We start from the raw sequence: 26336 nt of genomic DNA on the forward strand, positions 1-26336 counted from the left end.
GCCAAGAAGCCCGTCGCGCGATTCGGCGTCGCACTAGAGCGAGAAAGTGGGCGCCGGCGTCAACTCGGCAAGGACCGCAGGCGAGGAATCGAACAATTCACGACGCGACAGGCCTTGCTCGCCCTTGATGAACAGCGCCGCCTTGCCGATCGGGCCGCGACGTTCGACCAGAACCATCCGGCCGCCGGTCCGCAGGGCCTCGCCCCAGGTCTTGGGCAGATCGGCGATCCCGCCTTCGCTGACGATCAGGTCCAGGCCTTGACCGCTGGGCTGAGCCAGGGGGGCGACGACCGTCTGGACGCCTTCCGCCTCCAGCGCCGCTCCGATCACCTCGAACACGGCCGCGTCCGATTCCTGGGCCGTGACCTTCAAGCCGATGCGGGCCAAGACGGCGGCCGCGTAGGGGGCGGCGATGGCCAGGGCGGTCTCCCCTGCCCGCGGCGCGGCGGCCTGCAACAGCTTGGCGACATCGCGCGCGGGCATGAGCCGACGATCGCCGGCGATCTTCACCGCCTCTTCGGAATAGGCGGCGAAGGCGCGGTCCGGTGCGCAGAACGTTTCACGCGCAACCTCCATCATGGCCAGATGGATTTCGTGGTTGGTGACGTCGTTCACCCGCACCTGCGAGTCGACCATGGCCTTGCGCTCGGCGGTGAAATCCATCTGTAAACAGCCTTTGACGATGATCCGGGAGGAATTCTGGCGCGCTTATAGGTCCGTGCGTTGCAGCGGACAATCCGATCTGATAGCGAACGCCCCTCGCGATGACCGCCCCCGGAGATTTCCGGGTCGAAAGCGGCCTGATGGCGGAGTGGTGACGCAGAGGACTGCAAATCCTTGCACCCGGGTTCGATTCCCGGTCAGGCCTCCATCGCAGACTACGGCAAAGGGCGCGGACCGCAGGGTTCGCGCCCTTTTCGCTTCAGCCGCCGGACAGGACGGGCGTGGTCAGGTGATGCAGGGCCACAGCGCTGGTCGCAGCCACGTTCAGCGAATCGAATCCACCCGCCATCGGAATGCCGACGGCGGTGCAGCGCCCTATGACCTCAGGCGGCAACCCGGGCCCTTCGGAGCCCAACACCACGGCGACGGGTCCATTTCGGCGATAGTCGGCCAGGCGGGTCGTCGCCGACGGCGTCAGGGCCAGAACCTCGACGCCGGCCGCTTTCAACGTCTCGACCAGGGTCAGCGCTGAATCGCCCATGGCGAAAGGCGTGCGCAACACTGCGCCAGCCGAGACGCGAATGGCCTTGCGGTAGAACGGGTCGCAGCAGGTCTGATCCAGCAGCACTGCCCGCGCCCCGAATGCGGCGGCGTTGCGGAACAGGCCGCCCATGTTGTCGTGATTGCCGATGCCGGCCGCGACGACGAAGACATCCTTCCGCTGTGGATCACGGATACTGGCGTCCAACGTCAAAACCTCCGGCTTTTCACCCAGCGCCAGGATGCCGCGATGGAGGGGGAAGCCCGCAATCCGGTCCAGCACGGCTTGGCTCGCGATATAGACCGGCGTCTGATCCGAGAGGCCGGCGATCACATCCGCAAGGCCCTGCGCCCGCTTCTCGGCCAGCAACAGGGCGCGCACCCTGCAGCGTGACGCATGCGAGGTCAGCACCCGCACCACCACCTCGCCCTCGGCGATGAACAGACCTTCGCGGCCCGTCAGGTCGCGCTCTCGGATATCGCGAAAGGCGGCGATACGGGGGTCGGCGGGGTCGGAGACGATTATCTGATTCATGACGCGTTTTTCCCGTTGCACGAATCCAAGAGCCGCTGCTATAGGCCCGCCTCCCGAGCAGTTCCGCGGTAGCTCAGTGGTAGAGCAGCCGACTGTTAATCGGCTGGTCGTAGGTTCGAATCCTACCCGCGGAGCCACTCGGGGTATTTCTGGCGCTGAAGTTTCAAACACTCGGCAGCCCATGAAAATCACCCCGACTTCCCCTCGTGACATGAGATCGGCATCAGCCGCACGGCTCTCAGGCGTCGACCGTCTGAAAGGCGTGCGCCACGCGGTCGATGAAGCTTGATTCCCAGGCTGGTCATCCAGTTCGCCGGCTTTCGATTGAGCGTGAAACGTCTCTCTCGCTCCGTTTGGACCTGAAGAGAAACACGGAGCGGCCTCAGATGGGCCGGACGCAACGAGCGCCCGAGAGAGCGCCTGCTCCAGGAAGGGCCTACACACGGCCCCAATTGCAAAGGGGTCGCCAACAGGCGACCCCTTGAGACCATTCCAAATCAAGGATCCAGATGGTCGGAGCGACAGGATTCGAACCTGCGACCCCTTGACCCCCAGTCAAGTGCGCTACCAGGCTGCGCCACGCTCCGAAGGCGCTCCCTATAGACGGGGGTTTCGCGCGCCGCAAACGCTAAAAGCAGGTTTTCCACCTACCGATCGAGAACGGCGTCCAATCGGGCCTTCGCGGCCTCCAGATCGGTCAGGATCAGCCCAAGACGCGCCGGATGGACGGCGGAATTTTCATGAATCGCAGCCGGTGGCGTCACTTCGCCGTCCTCGATCAGGGCGACGGCCTCTGCGCCGATCAGCTTCTTCAGACCCTGATCCTTGTGCAGGCGCTGCACACCGCGAATCGTCAGGCCGTCGTCGTGCAGCAACCGTTTGATCGACTGGAGAACGGCGATGTCCTGCGGGCGATAGAATCGTCGGCCGCCGGCTCGCTTCACCGGTGAAATGAAGGTGAACTTGGTTTCCCAGAACCGCAGGACGTGCTGAGGGACGCCGACCTCGTCGGCCGCTTCCGAAATCGTGCGAAAGGCCCCGGCGCTCTTGGCCACCGACCTCAGCCCTCGACGACGGCGTCGTGAACCCGGCTCTTCATGATCTGGGAGGCCCGGAAGCTGATGACCCGACGTGGATTGATCGCCGCCGGTTCGCCGGTCTTGGGGTTGCGGCCCATACGGGCGCGCTTCTCTCGCACCTGAAAGACGCCGAAGCCCGACAGCTTGACCGTATCCCCGCGTTCCAGGGATTCCACGATCAACTCCAGCGTGCGCTCGACCAGGGCCGAACACTCCTGACGCGACAGACCGACCTCTTCATGCACGGCCTCGCAGAGGTCCGCGCGCGTCACCGTCTGTTGGCCTGCCATCCTATCCCCGCTGTGGTGAGACCTGCTCGAAATCATAGGGCCGCAAAGAGCCCGGAAAATCAATGCCCCAAGGGGTCTTAAAGCCGCAGGGCGCAGGCGCCCCAGGTCAGGCCGCCGCCCATGGCCTCCAGAAGGACCATGTCGCCCTTCCTGATCCGGCCGTCCTTGATCGCCGCATCCAGCGCCAACGGGATGGAGGCGGCCGAGGTGTTGGCGTGCACGGCCACGGTCGAGATCACCTTGTTCTCGTCCAGGCCCAACCGGTCGCCGACGCCCTTGATGATGCGTTGATTGGCCTGGTGCGGTACGAACCAGTCGACATCGGCGATCTGGATGCCGGCTGCGGCGCAGGCGGCGGTGATGCCTTCGGCGATGTTGACCACGGCATGACGGAAAACCTGATTGCCCGCCATTCGCAGGTGGCCGACCGTGCCGGTCGTCGCCGGGCCGCCATCGACGTAGAGCAGATCGGTCTTTGACCCGTCGGCGCGCAGAGCGAAGCCCAGCATGCCCTGATCCTCGGCGGTCCCCTGCCCTTCGCGCGGCTCCAGGACCACGGCGCCGGCCCCGTCGCCGAACAGGACGCACGTCGTCCGATCGGTCCAGTCCATCAAGCGGGTCATTTCCTCGGCCCCGATCACCAGGGCGCACTTCGACAGACCGCGCGCGACGAAGCCGTCGGCGACGCTCAGCGCATAGACAAAGCCCGAGCAGACGGCTTGCACATCGAAGGCCACCCCCACGGGCGCCCCCAGCTTGGCCTGGACGATGGCGGCGACCGCCGGAAAGGTCATGTCCGGCGTCGTCGTGGCGACGATGATCAGATCGACGTCCGCCGCGGCCTTGCCCGCGTCGGCCAGAGCCTTCCTGGCGGCCTCGACGGCCAGGTCGCTGGTCGGCTGGTCGTCGCGCGCCTTGTGGCGCTGCTTGATGCCGGTGCGCTCCTGGATCCATTCGTCGGAGGTATCGACGACCTTGGCCAGGTCGGCGTTGGTGACGATCAACTCCGGAAGATAGGAGCCGACGCCGGTGACGACGCTGCGGGTGACGCTCACTGAGGGGATTCTCCGGCGGTGGCGGACGGCGTGGAATGGTCGAACAGGGCGTCCAGCTTGCCCAGGTTGGCGCCCACCTTGATCATGTAGTCGCTGCGCGCCAGATCGACCGCGATGCGGATGGCGTTGCCGAAACCCTTGGCGTCGGCGCCGCCGTGGCTTTTCACCACGATGCCGTTCAAGCCGAGCAGAGGGCCGCCGTTGATCGCGCTGGGGTCGATCTTCTGGCGCATCTTCTTCAGGGCGGGCATGGCGATGACCGCGCCCAGCTTGGCCTGGAGGTTGGAGCTCAGGGCCTCCTTCAGCAGGCCCGAGATATAGCGGGCCGTGCCCTCGGCGGTCTTCAGGGCGATGTTGCCGGTGAAACCGTCGGTGACGACCACATCCACCGTGCCCTTTGCGATGTCGTCGCCTTCGACGAAGCCGTGATAGTTCAGATCGAACGGGCCGTCGCGCAGAATGGCGTGGGCCTCCTTGACCTGTTCGTTGCCCTTCATGTCCTCGGATCCGACATTGAGCAGGCCGATGGCAGGTCGCTTTACGCCGTGCACCGCCGTCTGGAAGGCCTCGCCCATGATGGCGAATTCGACCAGCTGTTCGGCGTCGCTGCCAATATTGGCGCCGACGTCCAGAACCGCCGTGTGGCCCTTGAAGGTCGGCCAGCTGGCGACGATGGCCGGACGCTCCAACCCCGGCGCCGACATCCGCAGGATCAGCTTGGCGATCGCCATCAGGGCGCCGGTGTTGCCGGCCGAGACGACGCCGCCCGCCTCCCCTGTCTTCACCGCCTCGATGGCGTTCCAAAGGCTGGAGCCCTTGCCCCGCCGCATGGCCTGGGCCGGCTTTTCGTCCATGGCCACCATCTTGTCGGTGTGGCGGATTTCGATCCCGTCCCGCGACAGGCCGCAGCGCGCCAGTTCGGTCGCGATCCGAACTTCGTCACCATGCAGCAGGAAGCGGACACCCTCGCCGCCATGGGTCTGAACGTAGCTCTTCACGCCGGGAACGACGACGGACGGCCCGTGATCGCCGCCCATGGCGTCAAGCGAGATCGTAACTGGGGTGGGCAAATGGACCTCGTTTGGCCGCGTCGTCTTGTCGCGCGACGCTCGATAGGGGCGCGGCACGATAGCGCCGACGGCGGGGGATGCAACCACCCGGACCTTACGTCAACCTCGGCCTTCGCCGTCGCGTGGCTTCAGCGCCTTCAGGGCTGCAAAGGGTGAGATTTCCGCAGGCTCCTCCGGCTGGACAAAGGTCGCGCCGGGCTTGCGCGGGAACGGGTCCAGCGCCAGCGCCAGTTGCTCGACCGCATATTGGCCAAGGTCGATCTTGCCGTCTTCGATCAGGTCGGCGTCGTCCTCGTCCAGCGAGACCTCGATTTCATCGGTCTGTTCGGGCGCGGCCTCGGCCAGCTGGATCGAGAAGCGTCGATCCACATCGACCGGCAGCGGCTCCAGGGTGATTCCGCAGGTCTGGACCGCATGGGCGCGCACCCGCCCCTTCAGCGTCCATTCGCGGGTCGAGGGCGTCGGCGCCAGGCTCAGTTCCGCAGTGAAACCGTCCAGCGCCTGCAAATCCAGCGCGCGGGCGATTCGGCGGATCGCCTCTGGGTCAGGCGTCAGGGTGCGTTCCAGACCGGCGCCGATCTGGTTGATTCGCACCGGATCGCTGAAAGGAAGGGGGGGCGTGCTCATGTATCTCAAACCTCGGGCCAGGCCGGCGCGGCCTGCAGCGCCTTGAATGTCTGCACCGCCAGAGCGGCGCGCGCCGTCAATGCATAGGCCGCCAGGGCCGCCGCGTGTTCTGCACCGTCTTGCGCCCCATCCTGCGCATAGACGTTGCGCGCCAGGGCTTGGGTCAAGGCGGCTGGATCATCGGCGCGCAGCGGCGGCTCATAGGCGGCCATGCGGCCGTACAGCGCCTCGCCCAGCTTGCGCATCTTCTTGCCGACCGCGACGTCGCCGACGCCTTCCTCGCGCAGGACATGGTCCAGGGCGGAGACATAGATGTCGAACAGATCCTGCGCCGCCTCCTGCCCCTGGGCCGTGTTTTCGTCGCGCAGGCGCAGCACCAGCAGCAGGACGTGCAGGGTGTAGAGTTCGAACCGTGCATCGATCCGATCCGCCACGCCCAGACGGGTGTAGAAGGCGACATTGCGCGCCTGGGCTACGGCCTTGGCGTACAGGTCGTCGCCGATACGGGCGCGCAACCGAGGTTTGAACAGGTTTTTCAACATGGATTTCAGCGGCCCCTTTTCCGCCGCGCCGTTGAACTAGGACGCAGGTCCGTCTAGGTCAAAGACCTTGTTCTCTCGCAGGCGCCCGACATGTCCCGTTTCGCACCGATCTTCGCCGCCGTCTCCCTGGCCGGACTGAGCGCCGCTTGCGCGCCAGTGATTGGTTCCAACGGCTTCCAGGCCATCGACGCCAAGCCGCAGGACGTTGTGGCTGGAACCGACACCAAGGAAACGGTCCTGGCCAAGCTGGGCACGCCGTCCACGACCTCGACCTTCGAGCCCAATCAGGTCTGGTACTACATCAGCCAGACGACCGAGAAATACACCTACAACCTGCCCAAGGTCTCCAGCCGAACGGTGACGGAAATCACCTTCGAACCCACAGGCGACAAGGTGGCGGGCGTCCGCACCCTGGGCCTCGCCGACGGCGAGCAGATCGCGATGAATCGAAACGAGACCCCGACGCGCGGCCGCGCCCTGACGGTGCTCGAGCAGTTGCTGGGCAACGTCGGCCGCGGTCAGCTGCCGCGCACCGACGAGGATGCGCCGGGCCAGCGCCGCCCGGACTGAACATCCAACCCGCGCAAAGAAAAACGCCCCGGAGATCGCTCTCCGGGGCGTCTTCATTCCAGGATGCCGTGTCGATCTAGCCGACGCTTCCGCTGGCCAGCACCGCCAGCAACAACAGGGCCACGATGTTGGTGATCTTGATCATCGGGTTCACCGCCGGGCCGGACGTATCCTTGTAGGGGTCTCCCACCGTGTCGCCGGTGACGGCGGCCTTGTGGGCCTCCGATCCCTTGCCGTGGACCACGCCGTTCTTGTCGGTGAATCCTTCCTCGATCACCTTCTTGGCGTTGTCCCATGCGCCGCCGCCCGAGGTCATCGAGATGGCGACGAACAGGCCGGTCACGATCACGCCCATCAGCATGGCGCCCAGGGCCGCAAAGGCGTTGGCCTTGTCCGAGATCGCCATGACGGCGACGAACAGGACGATGGGCGACAGCACGGGCAGCAGCGACGGCACGATCATCTCGCGAATCGCCGCTTGGGTCAGAATATCGACCGCCCGACCGTATTCCGGCTTGGCTTGGTAGGTCATGATGCCGGGATTCTCGCGGAACTGGCGACGCACTTCCGCCACGACCGATTCGGCCGCACGTCCAACCGCCATCATGGACATGCCACCGAACAGGAAGGGCAGCAGCCCTCCGAACAGCAGGCCGACGACGACGTAGGGGTTGGTCAGATCGAAGGTGATCGGCCCCATCCCGGCGAAGAAGGGATAGTCCGCCGGATTGGCCGAGAAGTACTGCAGATCCGACGTATAGGCGGCGAACAGCACCAGCGCGCCCAGACCGGCCGAGCCGATGGCGTAGCCCTTGGTCACAGCCTTGGTGGTGTTGCCGACCGCATCCAGGGCGTCGGTCGAATGACGCACCTCGCTGGGCAGACCCGCCATTTCGGCGATGCCGCCGGCGTTGTCCGTCACGGGTCCGAAGGCGTCCAGCGCCACGATCATCCCCGCCACGCCCAGCATGGTGGTGGTGGCGATGGCGATGCCGAACAGACCAGCCAGTTGGAAGCTGACCACGATGCCGACGATGATGGTCAGGGCCGGCAAGGCCGTGGCCTCAAGGGAAACCGCCAGACCCTGGATCACATTCGTGCCGTGGCCAGAAACGGATGCATTGGCCACCGATCGCACCGGACGGAAGCCCGAGCCGGTGTAGTATTCGGTCACGACCACGATGGCCGCCGTCACCGCCAGACCGACCATGCCGGACCAGAACAGGGCCATGGGCTGGATCTCCAGCCCGCCGACGGTCACGACCGGCCCGGTGATCATGGTGTTGATCACCCACCAGACTGCGCCGATCGACAGGACGCCGGTGACGATCAGCCCCTGATACAACGCCCCCATGATGTTGTTGGATTTGCCCAGCCGGACGAAGAAGCTGCCGATAATGGAGGTGACGATGCAGACCGCGCAGATCGCCAGCGGCAGGACCATCATCAGATCGACGTAAGGCTGACCACGGAAGAAGATGGCCGCCAGAACCATGGTCGCCACCGTCGTCACCGCATAGGTCTCGAACAGATCGGCGGCCATCCCGGCGCAATCGCCGACGTTGTCGCCCACATTATCCGCGATGGTCGCGGCGTTTCTGGGATCATCCTCCGGAATGCCTGCCTCGACCTTGCCCACCATGTCGCCGCCCACGTCGGCGCCCTTGGTGAAGATGCCGCCGCCCAGGCGCGCGAAGATGGAGATCAGCGAGGCGCCGAAGCCCAGGGCGACCAGCCCGTCGATCACTTCTCGGCTGGTTGAGGCCAGTCCCAGATGGTGCGTCAGCACGATATAGTAGCCCGACACCCCGATCAGGGCCCCGCCCGCCACGAACATGCCGGTGATGGCGCCCGAGCGGAACGCCAGGTTCAGCCCCTTGGCCAGACCTTCGGAGGCCGCCTGGGCCGTGCGAACGTTGGCCCGCACAGAGATCAGCATTCCCGCATAGCCCGCCGCGCCGGACAGGACGGCGCCGATCAGGAAGCCGATGGCCGCATAGGGACCGATCAGGAAATAGGCGGCGATCAGGATCACGATCCCGACCATGCCGATGGTCATGTATTGCCGCTTCAGATAGGCGGAGGCACCTTCCTGGATGGCGGATGCGATCTCTCGCATCTTGTCGTTGCCGGTGCTCGCCTTCATCAGCGCGGCGGTCTGAACGGCGCCGTAAAGCACCGCCAGAACACCGGCCGCGAAGACCAGCGTCAGTGAATTCGTCATTGGCGTTTCCATGCCCTTGCAAACAGGCGCACAGGCCTTGGCGCGGCGGGCATTGTCGCCTCTATCCGCCTTCCGGTCCCCCCGCACGCGGCGGACGCGTCATTACGTCCCTTGGGATTTGCAGGATGGACGGTGTCACGGCCTCGCGCGTTATGCAACGCTTGGAAAGGTTTAGGTGACGCACACGTAGCGATTGCTTATCCATCCCCCTCATGAGAGCATTAGTACTTTGCGGAGGACGATCATGCTGGCTGCGATAATGATGTTTTCAGGACTGCTCGGGTTCCAAGATGCCGCACCTGTGGGTTCGGCGCCGACTCCGGCAACCATCCAAGCCCCTGCTGCGGCCAGCGCTCCCCAAGCTCCTGCCGCTCGCCCCCGGCGCATTTGCGAGCAACGCGCTTTAACGGGAAGAAGGATAGAGCAGCGCGTTTGTTATACGCCTGAACAGTATGCCGAGATGGTCGCGATACATCGGAAACAAGCCGAAGAAATCGTCTCTCGCGGCATCATCCAGGATGACCGACGGGCCGAAGGCGGCATACCCCGTTAGCGTCGCGTCGGCATTCCGGTACGACGGCGGGGGTTCTGGGCGACGACTTCGACGCGAGCGACAGAGCCCCGGCCGGAAATGGCGTTCGCCGCCGACATGACGGCGGCAGACAGGGCGCGTTCGTCCAGGCGGGTCCAGTCGCCCGGCACGGTGAAGGGGGTGCGGTGGGCCGCCTTGACCAGGGCGTCACGGAAGAAAGCCTCCTTGGGCCGCATCTGCTCGACGGTCTTGCCGCCGCCCAGCACCAAGCGCAGCGACACGAAGACATAGTTCCGCAGGCGGCCGTCCTCGATCACCGGCAGGCCCAGACCGGCGATGCTCAGGGCCGGCGGCGCAGCGGACGATTCGCTGGACGACGCGGCGGCCGAGGTTGCGGTGCTCGCCAGGGCGACAGCGCCCGCCGAGATCAGAGTTCTGCGATCCATGCCGCCATGGTGCCCCACGCCGGTTAGGATTCCCTTGCCGCCGTCAGTCGTGTGTCCAGCCTTGGCGCACCGGGGCGACTGAGCGCCCGTCGTAGGTCACGGTCAAACCGTCGCCGACAACCACTTCGCCGATCCTGGTCAAACGGAGCAGGCGTCGTTCCGCCTCGTGCCGCAGGGTTTCCTCGTGACGGGGATGGGCGGTGAAGGCGATCTCATAGTCGTCGCCGCCGCTCGCCAGATCCTCCAGCGACAGCTGAGGATCGACTCGATCCGCGAACCAGGCCTGGGCTGCGGTCGACAGAGGCAAGACATTCAGATTCAGCACCACGCCGACGCCGCTGGTGCGGGCGACGTGCGTAAGATCGGCGAAGAGGCCGTCCGACACATCGACCGACGCGCTCGCGAAATCGCGCACGACCTCGGCGAAATCCAGACGCGGCGTGGGCGTGCGGTAATGAGCGGTCAGGGCGTCGAGACGCTCGGGCTCCAACGTCAGTTCCCCCCGCGCGGCTCTGAGACCCAGCAGACCATCGCCGATCGCACCGGTGACGAACACCAGATCGCCGGGCTGGGCGCCCGCGCGGGACACGGCCCGACCCGCCGGCGTCCAGCCCAGGGCGGTGAGGGAGAAGGACGCCGGCCCCGGCGTCTTGACCGTATCGCCGCCCAGCAGATGGACGACGAACCGCGCCTGATCCTCGGCCAACCCTGCCGCGAAGGCCTCGCGTTCGGGCCAGCCGCACCGTTCGGACCAGAAGCAGGACAGCAGATAGCCGAACGGCTCGGCGCCCTTGGCAGCCAGGTCCGATAGGTTCACCCGCAACAGCTTTTTGGCGACCGTATCCAGCGGGTCGTCGGGCAGGAAATGCACCCCCTCGACCATGGCGTCCTTGGTCAGGATCAGGTCGTGGCCGGGTCGCGACGGCAGCACCGCCACATCGTCCATGAGCCCCCTCGCCCACTCGGGATGGGCCAGGGGCCTCAGCAGCCTCTCGATCGTCTCGAACTCGCCCGCGACGTCGAGCGCCGGCATTATTTGCGCGTGTCTTTGGCCACGCCGTCCAGCGCGGCGTTGACGAAGCGCGCCTCGGCGTCGTCGAAGAAGGCCTTGGCCAGTTCGACATATTCGTCGATCACCACTTCGCGCGGCGTCTCGGGGTGTTTGATCAGCTCCCAGGCGCCCGAACGCAGCAGGGCGCGCAGGGTGGCGTCGATCCGCTCCAGCTTCCAGTTCGACGCCAGCCGGGCCTTGATGGCCGCGTCGATGTCGCGCTGGCTTTCGATCACGCCGCGCACGATGTCGGCGAAATAGGCTTCGTCGGCCTCAGCCAGGGCCTCGCCTTCGATGTCGCCGTCGAAACGGAAGTTGGAGAATTCGGTGATCACCGTCTCCACGCCCTCGCCCGCCAGCTCCATCTGATACAGAGCCTGAACGGCGGCGAGGCGCGACACGGTGCGGGCGCGACGTTGTTTGGACGTCAGATTGGGCTCGGCGCGCTGCCTTTCGACTTCGGCGAGTTGTTCGAGGACGGCTTTTACGCTGTTCGGTTCAGTCATGCGCCGACGCCTACGCGCAATCGCTTCTTCAAGGCAATGAGGTCCAGACAGGCTTTCGCCGCCCCGCCCCCCTTATCCCCTTGTGAAAGCCGGGCCCGATACCAGGCCTGGTCCTCGTCCTCGGTCGTCAGGACGCCGTTGCCGATGGCCAGACCCTTGACGCCCAGCGCCATGATGCCCGCCGCCGACTGGTCCGACACGATCTCGAAATGATAGGTCTCGCCCCGGATGACCGTGCCCAAGGCGACATAGCCGTCATACCGGGGGGCGGTCGGGAAGCGGCCGGCCTCCTCGGCCATGGCGATGGCGGGCGGGATTTCCAGCGCGCCGGGCACGGTGACGACGTCGAAGTCGGCGCCGCGCGCCTTCAGCGTTTCCTTGGCCCCTTCCAGCAGGGCGTCGGCCAGGGCGTCGTAGAAGCGCGCCTCGACGATCAGAATATGGGGGGCTTCGCTCACGCCTTGGTTTCTCCATCCATGTCGCGCCAGCCGACGATGCGCAGGCCGTAGCCTTCCAGCGCCGTCGGCTCGGGCCGCGTCGAACTCATCACGATCATGTCCCTGACGCCCAGGTCCAGCAGGATCTGCGCCCCGACGCCATAGGCGCGCAGCGATCGATCCACCGCCGCCGGCCGATCCGCGCCCGACAGCCGCTCGGCCAGCGACGTCAGGGACGGATCGCGCAGGAAGACGACGACGCCCGGCCCGTCATGGTCGGTGATCTGCTTCAGGGCGCTGGGCACATAGTCCTGGCGCGCCTCGACGTGGCCAAGCAGATCGCAAGCGAAGTCCACCTGATGCATCCGCACCAGGGTCGGTTTGGCCGGATCGATGCGGCCCTTGACCAGGGCGACGTGTTCCGCGCCCTCGATGGTGTTCTTGTACAGCATCAGGCGGAACGGGCCGCCGTGGACGCTCTCGAACGGGGTGTCCAGGATCCGCTCGACGAAGCGTTCGGTGCGGCGGCGATAGGCGATCAGGTCGGCGATGGTGCCGATTTTGAGACCATGAAGTTGGGCGAAGGCGACCAGATCGGGCATCCGCGCCATCTCGCCGTCGTCCTTGATGATCTCGCAGATCACCCCGGCCGGCGTCAGGCCGGCCATGCGGCTGATGTCCACGGCAGCCTCAGTGTGGCCGGCGCGGACCAGAACGCCGCCGTCGCGGGCCACCAGGGGGAAGACGTGACCCGGCGTGACGATGTCGTCCATGCCCTTGGACGCATCGGTGGCGACCTGGATGGTGCGCGAACGGTCGGCGGCGGAGATGCCGGTGGTGACGCCGTCCTTCGCCTCGATGGAGACGGTGAAGGCGGTCTTCATGCTCTCGCGATTGTCGGCGGCCATCGGCGGCAGACGCAGCTGCTGCGCCCGCTCGGCCGTCAGGGCCAGACAGACCAGGCCGCGCGCCTGGCGGATCATGAAGTTGATCTGGTCCGGGGTGGCGAACTGGGCGGGGATGATGAGGTCCCCCTCGTTCTCGCGATCCTCGGCGTCCACCAGGATGTAGGGACGACCGTTGCGGGCGTCTTCCAGAATGTCCTCGATGGGACTGATCGGGCTATCGTTCATATTGGCGGCCAAGGCTTGCATCATGCTGTCTCCTGCCACCGCGCGAGGTAACGCGCCAGCATGTCGATCTCCAGATTGACCGGATCGCCGACTTTCAGCCCGCCCAGCGTCGTCACCTGCCAGGTGTGGGGGATGATGTTCAGCCAGAAGACCTGCCCCTCGACTGCATTCACGGTCAGGGATACGCCATCGACGGCGATCGAACCCTTGGCGGCGATATAGCGATGCAGCGGGGCCGGCGCCTCGACCGCGATCCGGTGCGATCCGCCTTCGGGTGTGATGGAGACGATGCGCCCCAGCCCGTCGACATGGCCCGAAACGACATGGCCGCCCATCTCATCGCCCAGCCGGGCCGCGCGTTCCAGATTGACGCCGTCGCCGGCGCTCCAGGCGCCCAGGGTCGTTTTGGACAGGGTCTCGTTCGACACCTCGACCGCGAACCAGCCGTCGCCCTTCTCCGTGACCGTCAGGCAGCAGCCCGCGTGGCTGATGGAGGCGCCCAGGTCGATGCCGGCGGTGTCCCAGGCCGTCTCGATCTCATAGCGGCGGTCGCGTTCGGTAGCCCGAACGTCGCGGACGCGGCCGATGTCTGTGACGATGCCGGTGAACATGGAAAGACTGGTCCCCCTTCGGACCCGAAAAATACAGTCCGAAGAGTCCAGACTGTCCGAAATGTCCGACCTGGACTCAAAAAACGGAGTCCAGACTGTCCGAATAGTCCGAAATCCGTCAGGCGCGGGCGTAGCGTTCCCACAGATCGTCCCCGACAGGCCGGACCTCCAGGCGACGGAAAGTGGGGGCGTCGGCCAGGTTTGCAAGGGCCAGAGCCGCCACGCAGGGCCGCCCCTCCCCGCCCAGCAGGATGGGCGCGCGGAACCACTCCAGCCGGTCCACCGCCCCAGCGCGCAGGAAGGCGGCCGCGACCTGCCCCCCGCCCTCGATCAGCAGGGATCCGACCCCGGCAGCCGTCAGCCCCTTCAATACGGCGGAGACGGCGGGGCGGCCGTTCTCGGATTCGACCCGGACGATACGGGCGGCGCCCAGCGGTCGGGGCTCGGACGTCGTCAGGATCAGGGCCGAGGCGCCGGTCGCCACCCTGGCCGACGGCGGTGTGCGCAGGCGGCTGTCCAGCACGACGCGCAATGGCTGATCGACCTGGCGGCCCGGCAGGCGGGCGGTCAGTTCCGGGTCGTCGTGCAGCACGGTTTCGACGCCGACCAGGATGGCGTCGTGGGCGGCGCGCAGGCGGTGCCCCTCAAGTCGGGCCGCCTCGCCGGTGATCCACCGGCTCTCGCCCGAGGCGGTGGCGATGCGCCCGTCCAGGGAGGTCGCCAGTTTCAGCGTGACCCGCATCAGGCCTTGCCGGACGGTTCGTCGAACCCTTCGTCGCCCAGGAATTTGGCGAAGTCGCCGGTGTGGCGGAAGTCTTTGTAGACCGAGGCGTAGCGCACATAGGCGACCTCATCCACGCCCTTCAGCGCCTTCATGATGAAGTCGCCGACCGTGCTGGACGGGATTTCCGTCTCGCCCAGGCTCTCCAGCTGACGCACGATGCGGTTGACCATCTGCTCCACCTGATCGGCCTGGACCGGGCGTTTGCGCAGGGCCACGCCCAGCGACCGTTCCAGCTTGTCGCGGTCGAACGGGGTGCGACGGCCGTTGCGCTTCAGGATGACCAGTTCGCGCAGTTGGACGCGCTCGAAGGTGGTGAAGCGCCCGTTGCAGTTGGGGCAGGACCGGCGGCGGCGAATGGCCGAGCCGTCGTCCGACGGCCGGCTATCCTTGACCTGCGTATCCTGATGACCGCAAAAAGGGCACTTCATCAGGCGGTTATCCGTAGATCGGGAAGCGGTGCGTCAACTCTCGCACCTGGGCCGCCACGCCTGCCACCACAGCCGGATCGGCTTCGTCGCCGCCGTTCATCGACGAGACGACGTCGGCGATCCAGTGACCGATCTGTTTGAACTCGTCCTCGCCGAAGCCGCGCGTGGTGCCGGCCGGGGTGCCCAGGCGGACGCCCGAGGTGACGGTGAAGGGCGCGGTGTCGAACGGCACGCCGTTCTTGTTGCAGGTCATCAGCGCCTTTTCGAGCTCATGCTCGGTCGCCTTGCCGGTCACGCCCTTGGGTCGCAGATCGACCAGCATCAGGTGGCTGTCGGTGCCGCCCGAGACGATGGCAAGACCGCGCTCGACCAGAACGGCGGCCAGGGCCTGGGCGTTCTTGACGACCTGTTGGGCGTACAGTTTGAACTCGGGCTTCAGCGCCTCGCCGAAGGCCACGGCCTTGCCGGCGATGACGTGTTCCAGCGGGCCGCCCTGCAGGCCTGGGAAGACCGCCGAGTTGATCTTCTTGCCCAGGTCCACGTCGTTGGACAGGATCATGCCGCCACGCGGGCCGCGCAGCGTCTTGTGCGTCGTGGTCGTGACGACGTGGGCGTGCGGGATCGGGTCGGGATAGACGCCGCCGGCGATCAGGCCGGCATAGTGGGCCATGTCCACCATCAGATAGGCGCCCACGCTGTCGGCGATCTCGCGGAAGCGTTTGAAGTCGATGTGGCGGCTGTAGGCCGAGGCGCCAGCCAGGATCAGCTTGGGCTTCTCGCGCTCGGCCATTTCGGCGACGTGGTCGTAGTCGATCAGATGGGTGTCTTCGCGCACCTTGTAGGTCACGGGACGGAACCACTTGCCCGACTGGTTCGCCGGCGAGCCGTGCGTCAGGTGCCCGCCGCAGGCCAGGTCCATGCCCAGGAAGGTGTCGCCGGGCTGAAGCAGCGTGAAGAAGACCGCTTGGTTGGCCTGGGCGCCCGAGTGGGGCTGGACGTTGGCGAAGGCCGCCCCGAACAGCGTCTTGGCCCGCTCGCGCGCCAGATCCTCGGTGATGTCGACGAACTCGCAGCCGCCATAATAGCGACGGCCGGGATAGCCTTCGGCGTATTTGTTGGTCAGGACCGAGCCCTGCGCGTCCAGCACCGCCTGGGAGACGATATTCTCGGAAGCGATCAGTTCGATCTGTTCGCGCTGACGGCCCAGTTCGCCCTGGATGCCCTTGAAGACGTCCGGATCGGCGTCGGCGAGCGTCTTGGTGAAATAGGCGTCGTGGGTGAAGGCCGTCACGCTGAAATCCCCGCAAATCAGAAGCTGGCCTATCTATCCTCCGTAGCGACCGACCACAACATCTTGTGGTCTGGCAAGGCACGGTCAGGGTGATGCGTTGAACATCGGTTTTTCGTCCAACGCTTCCCGCACGCCGATTGAGCAGGGCCGACAACTTCTCTTGTCGATCAGGACTGCGGGGCCTTCAAACAGGCTCGAGGGGTGATCCTTCAAATACTGCTGCACCTGAACGGACGAGCCTTTGTCGATGAACTCGAAGCCCAGAGCCGTTTCGAAACGGCGACCACCCGGATCGCTGGCCAAGGCGCGAGTGGCGACTTCGACAAAGTCGCAACGCTGAACCTGGGGACCTGTGCAGCCGGGAGCCGAATGGTCCGCACCAGCCAACAGGACAAGGCCGCCCAGAACCGCGAAAATCGAGAACGCTCCAAATCCCAGCATCGCTGGCCCGCCGGGTTGCAACATGTCCGCCTCCCCTATGCAGAGGAGATCATCGTTTCACAGATATGTCGATCACCACCCGCGCGATGAAGTGGACTCTAAAACCCGCCGTAGCTTGGCGATCGCGATCCGCTCGACGGACTTAGGTTCGTTCGCCGGCCCCATCGCGCTGACTTCACGGCCGGTGGCGACGTGGATGGCCGAGCATTTGACGTAGGGGCCGTTGCGGACGAACTCGACGATGACTTCGCCGAGGTCGTCGCCGGTCGTCATGCGGCGACGGGCCGGCGCGCCACGTTGCAGTGGGAGAAGAGCTGATCCATCGCCGCGACCAGATGGTCCATCATCGCATCCGTGTGGTTCGGCGAAGGGGTGAAGCGCAGGCGCTCGGTCCCCTTGGGCACGGTCGGATAGTTGATCGGCTGCACATAGACGCCGAAGTCTTCCAGCAGCATGTCCGAGATCATCTTGCAGTGGATCGGATCGCCGACCAGGACCGGGACGATATGGCTTTCGGACGGCATGACCGGCAGGCCGGCGGCCTCGAACCGGGACTTCAGAGATGCCGCGCGCTCCTGATGCTGGTCGCGCAGTTCGGGGTGGGTCTTCAGGTGACGCACCGAGGCCAGGGCGCCGGCGGTCAAGGCGGGCGGCAGGCTGGTGGTGAAGATGAAGCCCGAGGCCCAGCTGCGCACCGCATCCACGATCACGGCGTCGGCGGCGATATAGCCGCCCATGACGCCGATGGCCTTGCCCAGGGTGCATTCGACGATGTCGATCTGATCCAGGACGCCGTCGCGTTCGGCGACACCGGCGCCGGTTTCGCCGTAAAGGCCTACGGCATGAACCTCGTCCAGATAGGTCATCGCGCCGTACTTCTTGGCCAGGGCGATGGTGCCGGCCAGATCGGCGATGTCGCCGTCCATCGAATAGACGCTCTCGAAGGCGATCAGCTTGGGCGCGTCGGCGGGCGCCGCGGCCAGCAGGGCCTCAAGATGCGCCAGATCGTTGTGACGGAAGATGTGGCGTTCGCCGCCGCCGTGACGGATGCCCTCGATCATCGAGGCGTGGTTCAGGGCGTCCGAGAAGATGATCAGGCCCGGCAGGATCTTCTGCAGGGTCGACAGGGTCGCCTCGTTGCCGACATAGCCCGAGGTGAACAGAAGGGCGGCTTCCTTGCCGTGCCAGGCGGCCAGTTCGGCCTCCAGGTCCACGGCCGAGCGGGTGGTGCCCGAGATATTGCGCGTGCCGCCGGCGCCGGCGCCCGTGCGCTCGATCTCTTCCTGCATGGCCGAGACCACGACCGGGTGCTGGCCCATGCCGAGATAGTCGTTGGAACACCAGATCACGACGTCCTGCTCGGAGCCGTCCGCGCGGCGGCGCAGCGCCTGCGGAAACTGGCCGCGCACGCGTTTCAGGTCGGCGAAGACGCGATATCGCCCTTCGCTGCGGACCTGTTCCACCGAGTTTTGAAAGGCGGCCTTATAGTCGAACAAGAGACGCATTCTTTCGCTTATGGCGATTTATGCGGGATTGTTTGCGCCGGACGGAACGCCTTGTCCATGTCCGCGACGTGGACAAAACGCCCAAACCCTTAATTGATAACAGTTCTCAGAACGACTTGCAGCGACGTCGTCGTCAGCCCGGCTTGCGGAAGCGATAGACGAACTGGTCCGTACGGCCGCGGATCTTCTCGTCGAAGACATTCAGGCTGTGGTCGTCAGCCGGGTTGGCGACAACGGCGCTTTCACCCTCGAAGACGAATCCAGCGGCCTCCACCTCGCGCTTCAGATAGTCGCCCTCGATCCGGTGCAGGGTCTGGACGGCGGAAATCCCCGTCCCCGGCGCGGCCTGGTGGTCGATGACGACATAGCGGCCGCCCGGCTTCAGGGCCGCGAAGACCGCCGCATTCATCCTGGCGACGTCGGTGTCGAAGCCGGGAATGTGGAAGTCGTGGTATTCCTGGCTCATGAAGACCATGTCCAGCGGCTCGGGATAGGTCATGGCGTCCAGAAGGCCGTTGACCCGCGTGACGTTGGGATAGGCGGCGACCAGGAGATCAGCGGTCGGGTTCTCACGCGCCATGGTCCGGTTCGGCACGAAGGCGTAGACGCGGCCGTTCGGTCCGACCACATCGGAGAACAGGCGGGTGAAATACCCTGCGCCCGGCCGGATGTCGGCGACCTTGTCGCCCGGCGCGACCTGGGCGAAGGCCAGAATCTCGGCAGGATGACGCAAGGGGTCGCGCGCGACCTCCTCGGCCGGACGTTTCGGATCGGCCACGGCGTCGGCGTAGAGGCCGGCGTAGGACGGAACGCCCATGGCGCCGTCGGCCCCGGCTGAGGCGACCACGGTGCGCGAACCGCCCTCCGACGAGATTATGATACAGCCCGACAGCCCCGCCATCAGGGCCAGAACCGCCGCGCCCGCCGCCAAACGTCCGATCATTTCGCCTCTCCCTTGAATTCGGCGGTGATAGGTCCGCATTTCATGGCGTCGCGCAAGCGTTGATCACGACCGAAACGATCCGACGCATCTCGCGATTTGCGCCGTCCGGCCTGCGGCGCTAGTCCCACGCCAGATTTCCCAAGGTCACGCCATGCTTCCGTATCAGCCCGCCCCCTTCCCGCTCGCCCGGCCGCGCCGCCTGCGCGCCAGCCCGTGGGTGCGCCGCCTGGTCGCCGAAACGACCCTGACGCCCGCCGATCTGATCTGGCCGCTGATCGTGCATGACGGGGCCGAGGATCGCGTCCCCGTCGCCTCCATGCCTGGCGTGTTCCGCCTGTCGCCCAAGGCCGCAGCGGCGGCGGCCGTCGAGGCCCGCGAACTGGGTATTCCGATGATCGCCCTGTTCCCCAATGTCGACGGCGCGATCAAGGATGCGGTCGGCACGGGCGCGACCGACCCGGACGGCCTGATCCCCGAGGCGATCCGGGCCATCAAGGACGCCGCGCCCGAGATCGGCGTCATGACCGACGTGGCGCTGGACTGCTACACCGACCACGGCCACGACGGGGTGATGGAGGGCGACCGGGTCGTCAACGACGCCTCGCTGGAGCGGCTGGCCGAACAGGCCTTCATCCATGCCCATGCCGGGGCCGACGTCGTGGCGCCCTCTGACATGATGGACGGCCGCATCCAGGCGGTGCGCGAGGCGCTGGAGGCCAACGGATTTCAGGACACGCTGATCCTGTCCTATGCGGCCAAGTTCGCCTCGGCCTTCTACGGCCCCTATCGCGACGCCGTCGGCTCCTCGACCATGCTGCGGGGCGACAAGAAGACCTATCAGATGGACTACGCCAACTCCGACGAAGCGCTGAAAGAGGTGGCCATGGACCTGTCGGAAGGCGCGGACGCCGTCATGGTCAAGCCGGGCATGCCCTATCTGGACATCGTGCAGCGGGTTTCGGAAACCTTCCGCGTGCCGACCTTCGCCTATCAGGTGTCGGGCGAATACGCGATGATGCAAGCCTCCATCGCCAATGGCTGGCTGGACCAGGACCGCGCCATCCTGGAGACCCTGCACGGGTTCAAGCGCGCCGGATGCGCAGGCGTCCTGACCTATTTTGCGCCTCAGGCCGCACGGTTGCTGGGGGCCTGAATGCCCACGGTTTTGCGGATCGGCCCGTATCGCTTCTACTTTTAAAGTCATGAGCCGAACGAGCCGCCGCATGTCCATGTGGACCGGGACGACTGCACCGCAAAGTTTTGGTTGGCCTATACCGCAGTCGCACAGAATATCGGCTTTTCCGCACGCGAGCTTCGCGTGCTACAATCTCACGTCGCGACCCACGCGGCCGCATTGTCGCAGGCTTGGCATGACTTCTTTGGCGCATAGGGACACGGCCGATATTCGCGTGAAGTCGGTGCAGGTCGACGATGAACGCATAGTTGTCGAACTGATGGACGGTCGTGCGATCGCCGCGCCGGTCGCCTGGTATCCCCGATTGGCGAACGCGACGCCCGAACAGCGCGCCAATTGGCTTCTGGCTGGCGCGGGGCTGGGAATCCACTGGCCGGACATCGACGAAGACCTGAGCACCGAGGGTTTGCTCAGAGGCGCTCCGGCGCCGCGGCGAACGGCCGCCTGACCAGGCAGCGCCGAGTCTTTCAGCGCTGCAGCCGCGCCGTCAGGCTGGAGGTGTCCCAGCGGTTTCCGCCCATGGCCTGGACCTCGGCGTAGAACTGATCGACCAGGGCGGTCAGGGCCAGTTTGGCGCCGTTCGAGCGCGCCTCGTCCAGCACCAGCCCCAGATCCTTGCGCATCCAGTCGACGGCGAAGCCGAAGTTGAACTCGCCCTTCGCCGCCGTCTTCCAGCGATTGTCCATCTGCCAGCTTTGCGCCGCGCCCTTCGACACGGCCTCATAGACGGCGTCGGTGTCCAGGCCCGCGACCTGGGCGAAATGGACAGCCTCGGCCAGGCCCTGAACCACGCCGGCGATGGCGATCTGATTGACCATCTTGGTCAGTTGGCCCGAGCCCGCCGGTCCCATGTGCTGGATCGCCTTGGAATAGGCGTTCAGCGCGGGCTTCGCCCGGGCCAGAGCCTCCACATCGCCGCCCGCCATGACGCTGAGTTGCCCATTCTCGGCGCCGGCCTGTCCGCCCGACACGGGGGCGTCGATGAAATGGCGCCCCCGTCCCGTCGCCAGTTCGGCCATCTCGCGCGCCAGCCTGGCCGAGGTCGTCGTGTGATCGACCACGACGGCGCCGGCGGCGAGATGCGGCAGGGCCTCGGTTACGACCGCGCGCACGTCGTCGTCGTTGCCGACGCACAGGATGAACAGTTCAACGCCTTGAGCGGCCTCGGCGACGGTCGCCGCCGCCCGACCGCCGTTCGCGGCGGCCCAGGCCTCGGCCTTAGCCGTCGTGCGGTTGAAGCCGATCACGTCGTGGCCCGCCTGGACCAGGTGACGCGCCATCGGGGCGCCCATGACGCCCAGGCCGGCGAAAGCGATCTTCATGACAGGCTCCTTGGTTCGGCCGCCGGACTAGGCCCCCGCAGCGCCCCGTTCAAGGTCAACGCGCGGTTAACCTTGGTCGGACCAGAATGGGACACCACTCCTCGGGATACGTATCCATGTCCGTGAGCGATCGTCCGATCCTCATCAAGAAGGTCAAGAAGGTCTCCGGCGGGGGGCATCACGGCGGCGCGTGGAAGGTGGCCTATGCGGACTTCGTGACCGCCATGATGGCCTTCTTCCTGCTGATGTGGCTGATCAACACGACCGATCCCGAGCAGAAGAAAGGCATCGCCGAGTATTTCGCCCCGGCCAGCGTGTCCGAAACGACCTCCGGCTCCGGCGGCATTCTGGGCGGCACGGCCCTGGGCGACGACGGTCCCAAAAGTTCGGGCTCGCAGTCGGTGATAGAACAGTTGGCCCCCGAGGCGCCGCCCGACGCCACCAACCCCGGCCCCAGTTCCAACCTGTCGTCGGCCAGCGACGCCGCCCTCCAGGCGGAAATGCAGCGGCGCGAGGCGGCCGAGTTCGCCAGCGCGGCCGAATCGCTGCGTCAGGCCATGCAGTCGATGCCGGAACTGGCCGAGCTGTCGAAACAGTTGATCGTGGATCAGACGCCCGAGGGGCTGCGCATCCAACTGGTCGATCAGGAAGGCCGCTCGATGTTCGAGAGCAACTCGGCCCGACCCAACGCCCGCGCCCAGGTGTTGCTGCGCGCCGTCGCCAAGGTGATCAACCGGCTGCCCAACCGCATCTCCATCACCGGCCACACCAGTGCCCAGGCCGGTTCCAGCCGCGCCAGCCTGCCGGCGGACTGGAGCCTTTCGTCCGAACGCGCCAACGCCTCGCGCCTGGTCCTGCAGGGCGCAGGCGTCGATCCGGACCGGGTCTATTCGGTTGCCGGCAAGGCGGGGTCCGATCCGCTGTATCCCGACGACCCGAGCCTGGCCGGCAACCGCCGCATCGCCATCGTCCTGTTGCGCGAGGCGCCGGTGCTGCCGATGGACACCTCGCTGTGACGCGCCGGGCTGCGACGACGCTTGCAGCCCGGGCGCGAATGACGCCAAATCATGCGATGAGCGGATCATCGCAAAATCGTTCAGATCGGACGCGGAGCTGAGGCGGTGACACAGCACGTCCCTACCCGCCAGTTGCGATTCTACATGACGTCGGTGGCGCCCTGTCCCTATCTGCCCGGCAAGACCGAGCGGAAGGTGTTCGCCAACCTGCCCTTCTCGGACGGGGCGCATGTCAATGACGAACTGACCAACGCCGGCTTCCGCCGCAGCCAGAACATCGCCTATCGCCCCGCCTGCGAGGCGTGCGACGCCTGTGTTTCCGTGCGCCTGCCCGTCCCCGAATTCGACTTCAGCCGGTCGCAGCGCAAGCTGTTGAACCGTAACGCCGACCTGTCGCGCAGCCTGGTCGAGGCCGAGGCGACGACCGAGCAGTTTCAGCTGCTGCGCCGCTATCTGACGACGCGCCACCCGACCGGCGGCATGAGCGACATGGGCTGGCTGGACTATGTGGCGATGGTCGAGGACACGGCCGTCCGCACCCATCTGATCGAATACCGGCTGCCCTCGACCGACGGCGGGCCGGGCGATCTGGTCGCCGTGACCCTGACGGACCTGCTCAGGGACGGGCTGTCCATGGTCTACAGCTTCTATGAGCCGACGATGGAGCGCCGCAGCCTGGGCCGTTTCGCCATTCTGGACCATGTGCGCCAGGCCGCGCAGGTGGGCCTGCCCTATGTCTATCTGGGCTACTGGATCCAGGGATCGGCCAAGATGGACTACAAGGCCGAGTTCAGGCCCATGGAGGCGCTGAGGCCCCTGGGATGGATGCGGCTGGAGGACTGACCTCCAGCCTTCTCCCTTACCGGAACTTTCTCATACCGCGCGGACCCTGGCGGCCGGCGCCGGCGCGTTTGCCCAGCCAGTCCTTCCAGTCGGGCCAGTTGCGGCGACGTCCGCCGCCGTCGGCCCATTCCGGTCCCTGTTCGGCGTTGAACACGGTCACATCGGCCAGACCGCCCTGCTTGTAGTTCTGCAGTTTGACGCCCTTGCCGCGTCCCATTTCGGGCAGTTCGGCCAGGGGGAAGATCAGGGTCTTGATGTTCTCCCCGATGGTGGCGATGTGGTCGCCGTTGACCCGCAGCATGGCCAGCATCTCGCCGTTCAACACCTGTTTGCCACCGCGCTTCTGGGCCAGGGTGTCGTCTTCCGGCGCGATGAAGCCGTAGCCAGCCTTGGACGCGATAAGCAGTTTTCCGCCCGGCTGGTGCGCCAGAACCGCGATGATCTCGGCCTTTTCGTCCAGATCGATCATCAGACGCAGCGGCTCGCCGTGCCCGCGCCCGGACGCCAGCTTGTCGGCCCCGATGGTGAAGATGCGGCCGTCCGACGCCCCCACCAGCAGTTTGTCGGTCGTATAGGCCGGGACCAGATAGGCCAGCTGGTCGCCTTCCTTGAACTTCAGCTCCGACGGATCCTCGACCTTGCCCTTGGCGGCGCGAATCCAGCCGCGTTCCGACAGGATGACGGTGATCGCTTCGCGCGGGATGAAGGCCTCGGGCGCGACGAAGGCCGAGGTGTCCACGGCGTCGGCGATCGTGGTCCGGCGCGGCGAGATCAGGGCCTTGCGAACGGCCTCCAGTTCCTTCGAAATCGCCTTCCACTGCTTGGCTTCCGACGAGGTCAGCGCCTTCAGCTGGGCCAGTTCTTCCGAAAGTTCGTTGAACTCCTTCTCGATCGTCATCTCTTCCAGACGCGCCAACTGACGCAGCCGGGTGTCGAGGATGAAGTCGGCCTGAACCTCGGTCAGGCCGAACCGGGCGATCAGGACCGCCTTGGGCTGCTCCTCCTCGCGGACGATGCGGATGACCTCGTCCAGGTTCAGGAAGACGATCCGCAGGCCTTCCAACAGGTGCAGCCGCTTCTCGACCCGCGCGATCCGCCATTCCGACCGGCGGTTCAACACCTCGCGGCGGTGATCCAGGAAGGCGCGCAGACAGTCCTTCAGCCCCATGACGCGCGGCGTGCCGCTGGCGTCCAACACGTTCATGTTGATCGGGAAGCGCACCTCCAGATCGGAAAGCTTGAACAGGCTTTCCATCAGCATTTCAGGCTCGATGGTGCGGTTCTTGGGCTCCAGGATCAGACGGATGTCTTCGGCCGACTCGTCGCGCACATCGCCCAGCAGCGGCGCCTTCTTGTGTTCGATCAGATCGGCCAGGGCCTCGATCAGACGCGACTTCTGCACCTGATACGGCATCTCGGTGACGATGATCCGCCACACGCCGCGCCCCAGGTCCTCGGTCTCCCAGCGCGCCCGCAGACGCACCCCGCCCCGACCCGTCTCATAGGCGTCCAGGATCGAGGCTTGGCCTTCCACCGACACGCCGCCAGTGGGGAAGTCCGGGCCGGGAACCAGTTGAACCAGTTCGGTCGTCGTCGCCTCGGGCCGCTCCAGCAACAGCTGGCAGGCGTCGATCAGTTCGCCGACATTGTGCGGCGGGATCGAGGTGGCCATGCCGACCGCGATGCCGGACGAGCCATTGGCCAACAGGTTCGGGAAACCGGCCGGCAGGACGACCGGCTCCTCGTCCTGATCGTCGTAGGTAGGCCGAAAATCGACGGCGTCCTGGTCGATGCCGTCCAGCAGCAGGACGGCGGCGGGCGTCAGCTTGCACTCGGTATAGCGCATGGCCGCCGCGCTATCGCCGTCGATATTGCCGAAGTTGCCCTGGCCGTCGACCAGCGGATAGCGCTGGGCGAAATCCTGGGCCAGACGCACCAGCGCCTCATAGATCGAGGCGTCGCCGTGCGGGTGGTATCCGCCCATGACCTCGCCGACGACCTTGGCGCATTTGCGCGCCGCCGCCTGCGGGTTCAGCCGCATCTGGTGCATGGCGTACAGGATGCGGCGGTGCACCGGCTTAAAGCCGTCGCGCACGTCCGGCAGGGCGCGGTTGGTGATGGTCGACAGGGCGTAGGCCAGATAGCGGCGGCTGAGCGCCGTCTCCATCGGCTCGTCGATGATGCGGCCGCCTTCCGGCGGCGGGGCGTGGATCGTCATGGGCCAGCGAATCGAGGATCGAAGGCCGGAAGTCTAGCCCGAAGCGCCGTCTAAGTCGGGGATAGTTGGCGCACGGCGTAGCGAAGATGCAACCAGCAGGCCAGAACCGCCGCGCCGGCGAACGCGATGCGGATGGAAACCCATTCCTGCGGCCACGCCATATTGGCCGGCGCGCCCCATCGGAAGGCGAACACGCCGAGCAGAAGTCCGAAAAAGACCGGGTGGAAAAACACCGCCACGTCGCGCCGGGCGCGCCAGGTCGGCTTGCCATCCAGCCCCCACTGCATGGGCCAGAGCGCCCGCCCGTCGCTGCGACGACGATACGTCAATGCGAGGGTCAGGATGGCGCACCAGGCAAGGCCGGAGAGGATATCAGCCAGGATCATGGCCCAACGGTATCGGCCGCCTTCTTTTGAAGCAAGCGGCCTGGACCTCACGG

The 26336-nt window shown here is 66.1% G+C and carries 31 protein-coding genes and 3 tRNA genes; 8 read left to right on the top strand and 26 right to left on the bottom strand.

Annotation, left to right across the window (positions count from 1 at the left end):
• Window positions 1-33 precede the first annotated feature (33 nt).
• On the bottom strand, window positions 34-663 hold the full coding sequence (locus ACWPV3_RS11040) for a protein-L-isoaspartate O-methyltransferase family protein (protein ID WP_453977882.1): 630 nt from the start codon (window positions 661-663) through the stop codon (window positions 34-36).
• 134 nt (window positions 664-797) lie between these two features.
• On the opposite strand from ACWPV3_RS11040, the gene ACWPV3_RS11045 reads away from it, so the two are divergent.
• Window positions 798-871: transfer RNA gene (locus tag ACWPV3_RS11045), tRNA-Cys, on the top strand.
• 51 nt (window positions 872-922) lie between these two features.
• Here ACWPV3_RS11045 and ACWPV3_RS11050 read toward each other — a convergent pair.
• Entirely contained in the window at window positions 923-1738 is an 816-nt protein-coding gene (locus ACWPV3_RS11050; RefSeq protein WP_453977883.1) for a TrmH family RNA methyltransferase, read from the bottom strand.
• Between the two features lie 62 nt (window positions 1739-1800).
• Between ACWPV3_RS11050 and ACWPV3_RS11055 the strand changes: the two genes are divergently transcribed.
• A tRNA-Asn gene (locus ACWPV3_RS11055) sits at window positions 1801-1875 on the top strand.
• Between the two features lie 373 nt (window positions 1876-2248).
• Here the strand turns inward: ACWPV3_RS11055 and ACWPV3_RS11060 are convergent.
• From ACWPV3_RS11060 to ACWPV3_RS11090, 7 genes are all read right to left on the bottom strand, one after another.
• A tRNA-Pro gene (locus ACWPV3_RS11060) sits at window positions 2249-2325 on the bottom strand.
• Window positions 2326-2385: 60 nt separating this feature from the next.
• Window positions 2386-2793, bottom strand: coding sequence for a MerR family transcriptional regulator (locus ACWPV3_RS11065; protein ID WP_453977884.1), 408 nt, complete (start codon window positions 2791-2793; stop codon window positions 2386-2388).
• 5 nt (window positions 2794-2798) lie between these two features.
• A complete protein-coding gene (locus tag ACWPV3_RS11070; protein ID WP_292176619.1) occupies window positions 2799-3107 on the bottom strand; it encodes an integration host factor subunit alpha in 309 nt (102 codons plus the stop codon).
• Between the two features lie 77 nt (window positions 3108-3184).
• Window positions 3185-4162 carry a beta-ketoacyl-ACP synthase III gene (locus ACWPV3_RS11075; protein WP_453977885.1) on the bottom strand — a complete coding sequence of 326 codons (978 nt, stop codon included), beginning with the start codon at window positions 4160-4162 and terminating at the stop codon, window positions 3185-3187.
• Entirely contained in the window at window positions 4159-5232 is a 1074-nt protein-coding gene (gene plsX, locus ACWPV3_RS11080) for a phosphate acyltransferase PlsX (protein WP_453977886.1), read from the bottom strand. The genes ACWPV3_RS11075 and plsX overlap by 4 nt, the downstream gene beginning before the upstream one ends.
• Window positions 5233-5331: 99 nt before the next feature.
• Window positions 5332-5859 (bottom strand): YceD family protein, encoded by a 528-nt coding sequence (locus ACWPV3_RS11085; RefSeq protein ID WP_453977887.1) that lies wholly within the window; start codon window positions 5857-5859, stop codon window positions 5332-5334.
• A 5-nt stretch (window positions 5860-5864) separates the two neighbouring features.
• Complete coding sequence (locus ACWPV3_RS11090) at window positions 5865-6401, bottom strand: ubiquinol-cytochrome C chaperone family protein (protein WP_453977888.1); 537 nt, start codon at window positions 6399-6401, stop codon at window positions 5865-5867.
• Window positions 6402-6491: 90 nt separating this feature from the next.
• On the opposite strand from ACWPV3_RS11090, the gene ACWPV3_RS11095 reads away from it, so the two are divergent.
• Window positions 6492-6971 carry an outer membrane protein assembly factor BamE gene (locus tag ACWPV3_RS11095; RefSeq protein ID WP_292087159.1) on the top strand — a complete coding sequence of 160 codons (480 nt, stop codon included), beginning with the start codon at window positions 6492-6494 and terminating at the stop codon, window positions 6969-6971.
• Window positions 6972-7047: 76 nt separating this feature from the next.
• Here ACWPV3_RS11095 and ACWPV3_RS11100 read toward each other — a convergent pair whose 3' ends face one another.
• The 14 genes from ACWPV3_RS11100 to ACWPV3_RS11165 all read right to left on the bottom strand — a co-directional run bounded on the left by ACWPV3_RS11100 (window position 7048) and on the right by ACWPV3_RS11165 (window position 19303).
• Window positions 7048-9195, bottom strand: coding sequence for a sodium-translocating pyrophosphatase (locus ACWPV3_RS11100; protein WP_453977889.1), 2148 nt, complete (start codon window positions 9193-9195; stop codon window positions 7048-7050).
• Window positions 9196-9744: 549 nt separating this feature from the next.
• Window positions 9745-10173, bottom strand: a complete 429-nt coding sequence (locus ACWPV3_RS11105) for a hypothetical protein (protein ID WP_292087157.1) — start codon at window positions 10171-10173, stop codon at window positions 9745-9747.
• A gap of 43 nt (window positions 10174-10216) precedes the next feature.
• Window positions 10217-11206 (bottom strand): thiamine-phosphate kinase, encoded by a 990-nt coding sequence (thiL, locus tag ACWPV3_RS11110; RefSeq protein ID WP_292087155.1) that lies wholly within the window; start codon window positions 11204-11206, stop codon window positions 10217-10219.
• Window positions 11206-11730, bottom strand: a complete 525-nt coding sequence (nusB, locus tag ACWPV3_RS11115; RefSeq protein ID WP_292176628.1) for a transcription antitermination factor NusB — start codon at window positions 11728-11730, stop codon at window positions 11206-11208. Before nusB ends, thiL begins: the two co-directional genes overlap by 1 nt.
• Window positions 11727-12188, bottom strand: a complete 462-nt coding sequence (gene ribH / locus ACWPV3_RS11120; protein ID WP_453977890.1) for a 6,7-dimethyl-8-ribityllumazine synthase — start codon at window positions 12186-12188, stop codon at window positions 11727-11729. The genes nusB and ribH overlap by 4 nt, the downstream gene beginning before the upstream one ends.
• Complete coding sequence (gene ribB, locus ACWPV3_RS11125; RefSeq protein ID WP_453978526.1) at window positions 12185-13321, bottom strand: 3,4-dihydroxy-2-butanone-4-phosphate synthase; 1137 nt, start codon at window positions 13319-13321, stop codon at window positions 12185-12187. Before ribB ends, ribH begins: the two co-directional genes overlap by 4 nt.
• Window positions 13321-13911 carry a riboflavin synthase gene (locus ACWPV3_RS11130; protein WP_453977891.1) on the bottom strand — a complete coding sequence of 197 codons (591 nt, stop codon included), beginning with the start codon at window positions 13909-13911 and terminating at the stop codon, window positions 13321-13323. Before ACWPV3_RS11130 ends, ribB begins: the two co-directional genes overlap by 1 nt.
• A gap of 118 nt (window positions 13912-14029) precedes the next feature.
• A complete protein-coding gene (locus tag ACWPV3_RS11135) occupies window positions 14030-14653 on the bottom strand; it encodes a RibD family protein (RefSeq protein WP_453977892.1) in 624 nt (207 codons plus the stop codon).
• Window positions 14653-15123, bottom strand: a complete 471-nt coding sequence (gene nrdR, locus ACWPV3_RS11140) for a transcriptional regulator NrdR (RefSeq protein WP_039245113.1) — start codon at window positions 15121-15123, stop codon at window positions 14653-14655. Before nrdR ends, ACWPV3_RS11135 begins: the two co-directional genes overlap by 1 nt.
• Before the next feature lie 7 nt (window positions 15124-15130).
• Window positions 15131-16414: a serine hydroxymethyltransferase gene (glyA, locus tag ACWPV3_RS11145; RefSeq protein WP_312732853.1), complete on the bottom strand. Its 1284-nt coding sequence runs from the start codon at window positions 16412-16414 to the stop codon at window positions 15131-15133.
• An 84-nt stretch (window positions 16415-16498) separates the two neighbouring features.
• Window positions 16499-16879, bottom strand: coding sequence for a hypothetical protein (locus tag ACWPV3_RS11150; RefSeq protein ID WP_453977893.1), 381 nt, complete (start codon window positions 16877-16879; stop codon window positions 16499-16501).
• 48 nt (window positions 16880-16927) lie between these two features.
• Window positions 16928-17128: a DUF6898 family protein gene (locus ACWPV3_RS11155; protein ID WP_453977894.1), complete on the bottom strand. Its 201-nt coding sequence runs from the start codon at window positions 17126-17128 to the stop codon at window positions 16928-16930.
• Window positions 17125-18360, bottom strand: coding sequence for a 5-aminolevulinate synthase (gene hemA, locus ACWPV3_RS11160; protein ID WP_453977895.1), 1236 nt, complete (start codon window positions 18358-18360; stop codon window positions 17125-17127). Before hemA ends, ACWPV3_RS11155 begins: the two co-directional genes overlap by 4 nt.
• A 133-nt stretch (window positions 18361-18493) precedes the next feature.
• On the bottom strand, window positions 18494-19303 hold the full coding sequence (locus ACWPV3_RS11165; protein ID WP_453977896.1) for a class I SAM-dependent methyltransferase: 810 nt from the start codon (window positions 19301-19303) through the stop codon (window positions 18494-18496).
• A gap of 151 nt (window positions 19304-19454) precedes the next feature.
• Here ACWPV3_RS11165 and hemB point away from each other — a divergent pair, with 151 nt between their 5' ends.
• The 3 genes from hemB (at window position 19455) to ACWPV3_RS11180 (ending at window position 20946) form a co-directional block, all read left to right on the top strand.
• Window positions 19455-20456, top strand: a complete 1002-nt coding sequence (gene hemB / locus ACWPV3_RS11170; protein ID WP_453977897.1) for a porphobilinogen synthase — start codon at window positions 19455-19457, stop codon at window positions 20454-20456.
• A 78-nt stretch (window positions 20457-20534) separates the two neighbouring features.
• Window positions 20535-20693: a DUF4160 domain-containing protein gene (locus tag ACWPV3_RS11175; RefSeq protein ID WP_453977898.1), complete on the top strand. Its 159-nt coding sequence runs from the start codon at window positions 20535-20537 to the stop codon at window positions 20691-20693.
• Window positions 20674-20946, top strand: a complete 273-nt coding sequence (locus ACWPV3_RS11180) for a DUF2442 domain-containing protein (protein WP_366925726.1) — start codon at window positions 20674-20676, stop codon at window positions 20944-20946. Before ACWPV3_RS11175 ends, ACWPV3_RS11180 begins: the two co-directional genes overlap by 20 nt.
• A gap of 19 nt (window positions 20947-20965) precedes the next feature.
• Here the strand turns inward: ACWPV3_RS11180 and ACWPV3_RS11185 are convergent, their stop codons facing one another.
• Window positions 20966-21820, bottom strand: coding sequence for an NAD(P)-dependent oxidoreductase (locus ACWPV3_RS11185; RefSeq protein ID WP_453977899.1), 855 nt, complete (start codon window positions 21818-21820; stop codon window positions 20966-20968).
• 116 nt (window positions 21821-21936) lie between these two features.
• Here ACWPV3_RS11185 and ACWPV3_RS11190 point away from each other — a divergent pair, with 116 nt between their 5' ends.
• Together ACWPV3_RS11190 and ACWPV3_RS11195 are read left to right on the top strand one after the other, a co-directional pair.
• Entirely contained in the window at window positions 21937-22836 is a 900-nt protein-coding gene (locus ACWPV3_RS11190; RefSeq protein WP_292087142.1) for a flagellar motor protein MotB, read from the top strand.
• A 105-nt stretch (window positions 22837-22941) separates the two neighbouring features.
• Window positions 22942-23679: an arginyltransferase gene (locus ACWPV3_RS11195; protein WP_292087141.1), complete on the top strand. Its 738-nt coding sequence runs from the start codon at window positions 22942-22944 to the stop codon at window positions 23677-23679.
• A 16-nt stretch (window positions 23680-23695) separates the two neighbouring features.
• Here ACWPV3_RS11195 and parC read toward each other — a convergent pair whose 3' ends face one another.
• Window positions 23696-25897, bottom strand: coding sequence for a DNA topoisomerase IV subunit A (gene parC / locus ACWPV3_RS11200; RefSeq protein WP_453977900.1), 2202 nt, complete (start codon window positions 25895-25897; stop codon window positions 23696-23698).
• Between the two features lie 50 nt (window positions 25898-25947).
• Window positions 25948-26283, bottom strand: coding sequence for a hypothetical protein (locus ACWPV3_RS11205; RefSeq protein ID WP_453977901.1), 336 nt, complete (start codon window positions 26281-26283; stop codon window positions 25948-25950).
• Window positions 26284-26336 lie beyond the last annotated feature (53 nt).

The sequence above is a fragment of the Brevundimonas sp. Marseille-Q4549 genome, assembly GCF_976940555.1.

Coding starts and splice junctions, on each gene's coding strand:
- ACWPV3_RS11040 (WP_453977882.1), bottom strand. CDS start 663: ATGGATTTCACCGCCGAGCGCAAGGCCATGGTCGACTCGCAGGTGCGG.
- ACWPV3_RS11050 (WP_453977883.1), bottom strand. CDS start 1,738: ATGAATCAGATAATCGTCTCCGACCCCGCCGACCCCCGTATCGCCGCC.
- ACWPV3_RS11070 (WP_292176619.1), bottom strand. CDS start 3,107: ATGGCAGGCCAACAGACGGTGACGCGCGCGGACCTCTGCGAGGCCGTG.
- ACWPV3_RS11085 (WP_453977887.1), bottom strand. CDS start 5,859: ATGAGCACGCCCCCCCTTCCTTTCAGCGATCCGGTGCGAATCAACCAG.
- ACWPV3_RS11090 (WP_453977888.1), bottom strand. CDS start 6,401: ATGTTGAAAAACCTGTTCAAACCTCGGTTGCGCGCCCGTATCGGCGAC.
- ACWPV3_RS11095 (WP_292087159.1), top strand. CDS start 6,492: ATGTCCCGTTTCGCACCGATCTTCGCCGCCGTCTCCCTGGCCGGACTG.
- ACWPV3_RS11100 (WP_453977889.1), bottom strand. CDS start 9,195: ATGACGAATTCACTGACGCTGGTCTTCGCGGCCGGTGTTCTGGCGGTG.
- ACWPV3_RS11105 (WP_292087157.1), bottom strand. CDS start 10,173: ATGGATCGCAGAACTCTGATCTCGGCGGGCGCTGTCGCCCTGGCGAGC.
- thiL (WP_292087155.1), bottom strand. CDS start 11,206: ATGCCGGCGCTCGACGTCGCGGGCGAGTTCGAGACGATCGAGAGGCTG.
- nusB (WP_292176628.1), bottom strand. CDS start 11,730: ATGACTGAACCGAACAGCGTAAAAGCCGTCCTCGAACAACTCGCCGAA.
- ribB (WP_453978526.1), bottom strand. CDS start 13,321: ATGCAAGCCTTGGCCGCCAATATGAACGATAGCCCGATCAGTCCCATC.
- ACWPV3_RS11130 (WP_453977891.1), bottom strand. CDS start 13,911: ATGTTCACCGGCATCGTCACAGACATCGGCCGCGTCCGCGACGTTCGG.
- ACWPV3_RS11135 (WP_453977892.1), bottom strand. CDS start 14,653: ATGCGGGTCACGCTGAAACTGGCGACCTCCCTGGACGGGCGCATCGCC.
- nrdR (WP_039245113.1), bottom strand. CDS start 15,123: ATGAAGTGCCCTTTTTGCGGTCATCAGGATACGCAGGTCAAGGATAGC.
- ACWPV3_RS11150 (WP_453977893.1), bottom strand. CDS start 16,879: ATGTTGCAACCCGGCGGGCCAGCGATGCTGGGATTTGGAGCGTTCTCG.
- ACWPV3_RS11155 (WP_453977894.1), bottom strand. CDS start 17,128: ATGACGACCGGCGACGACCTCGGCGAAGTCATCGTCGAGTTCGTCCGC.
- hemA (WP_453977895.1), bottom strand. CDS start 18,360: ATGCGTCTCTTGTTCGACTATAAGGCCGCCTTTCAAAACTCGGTGGAA.
- ACWPV3_RS11165 (WP_453977896.1), bottom strand. CDS start 19,303: ATGATCGGACGTTTGGCGGCGGGCGCGGCGGTTCTGGCCCTGATGGCG.
- hemB (WP_453977897.1), top strand. CDS start 19,455: ATGCTTCCGTATCAGCCCGCCCCCTTCCCGCTCGCCCGGCCGCGCCGC.
- ACWPV3_RS11180 (WP_366925726.1), top strand. CDS start 20,674: ATGACTTCTTTGGCGCATAGGGACACGGCCGATATTCGCGTGAAGTCG.
- ACWPV3_RS11185 (WP_453977899.1), bottom strand. CDS start 21,820: ATGAAGATCGCTTTCGCCGGCCTGGGCGTCATGGGCGCCCCGATGGCG.
- ACWPV3_RS11190 (WP_292087142.1), top strand. CDS start 21,937: ATGTCCGTGAGCGATCGTCCGATCCTCATCAAGAAGGTCAAGAAGGTC.
- parC (WP_453977900.1), bottom strand. CDS start 25,897: ATGACGATCCACGCCCCGCCGCCGGAAGGCGGCCGCATCATCGACGAG.
- ACWPV3_RS11205 (WP_453977901.1), bottom strand. CDS start 26,283: ATGATCCTGGCTGATATCCTCTCCGGCCTTGCCTGGTGCGCCATCCTG.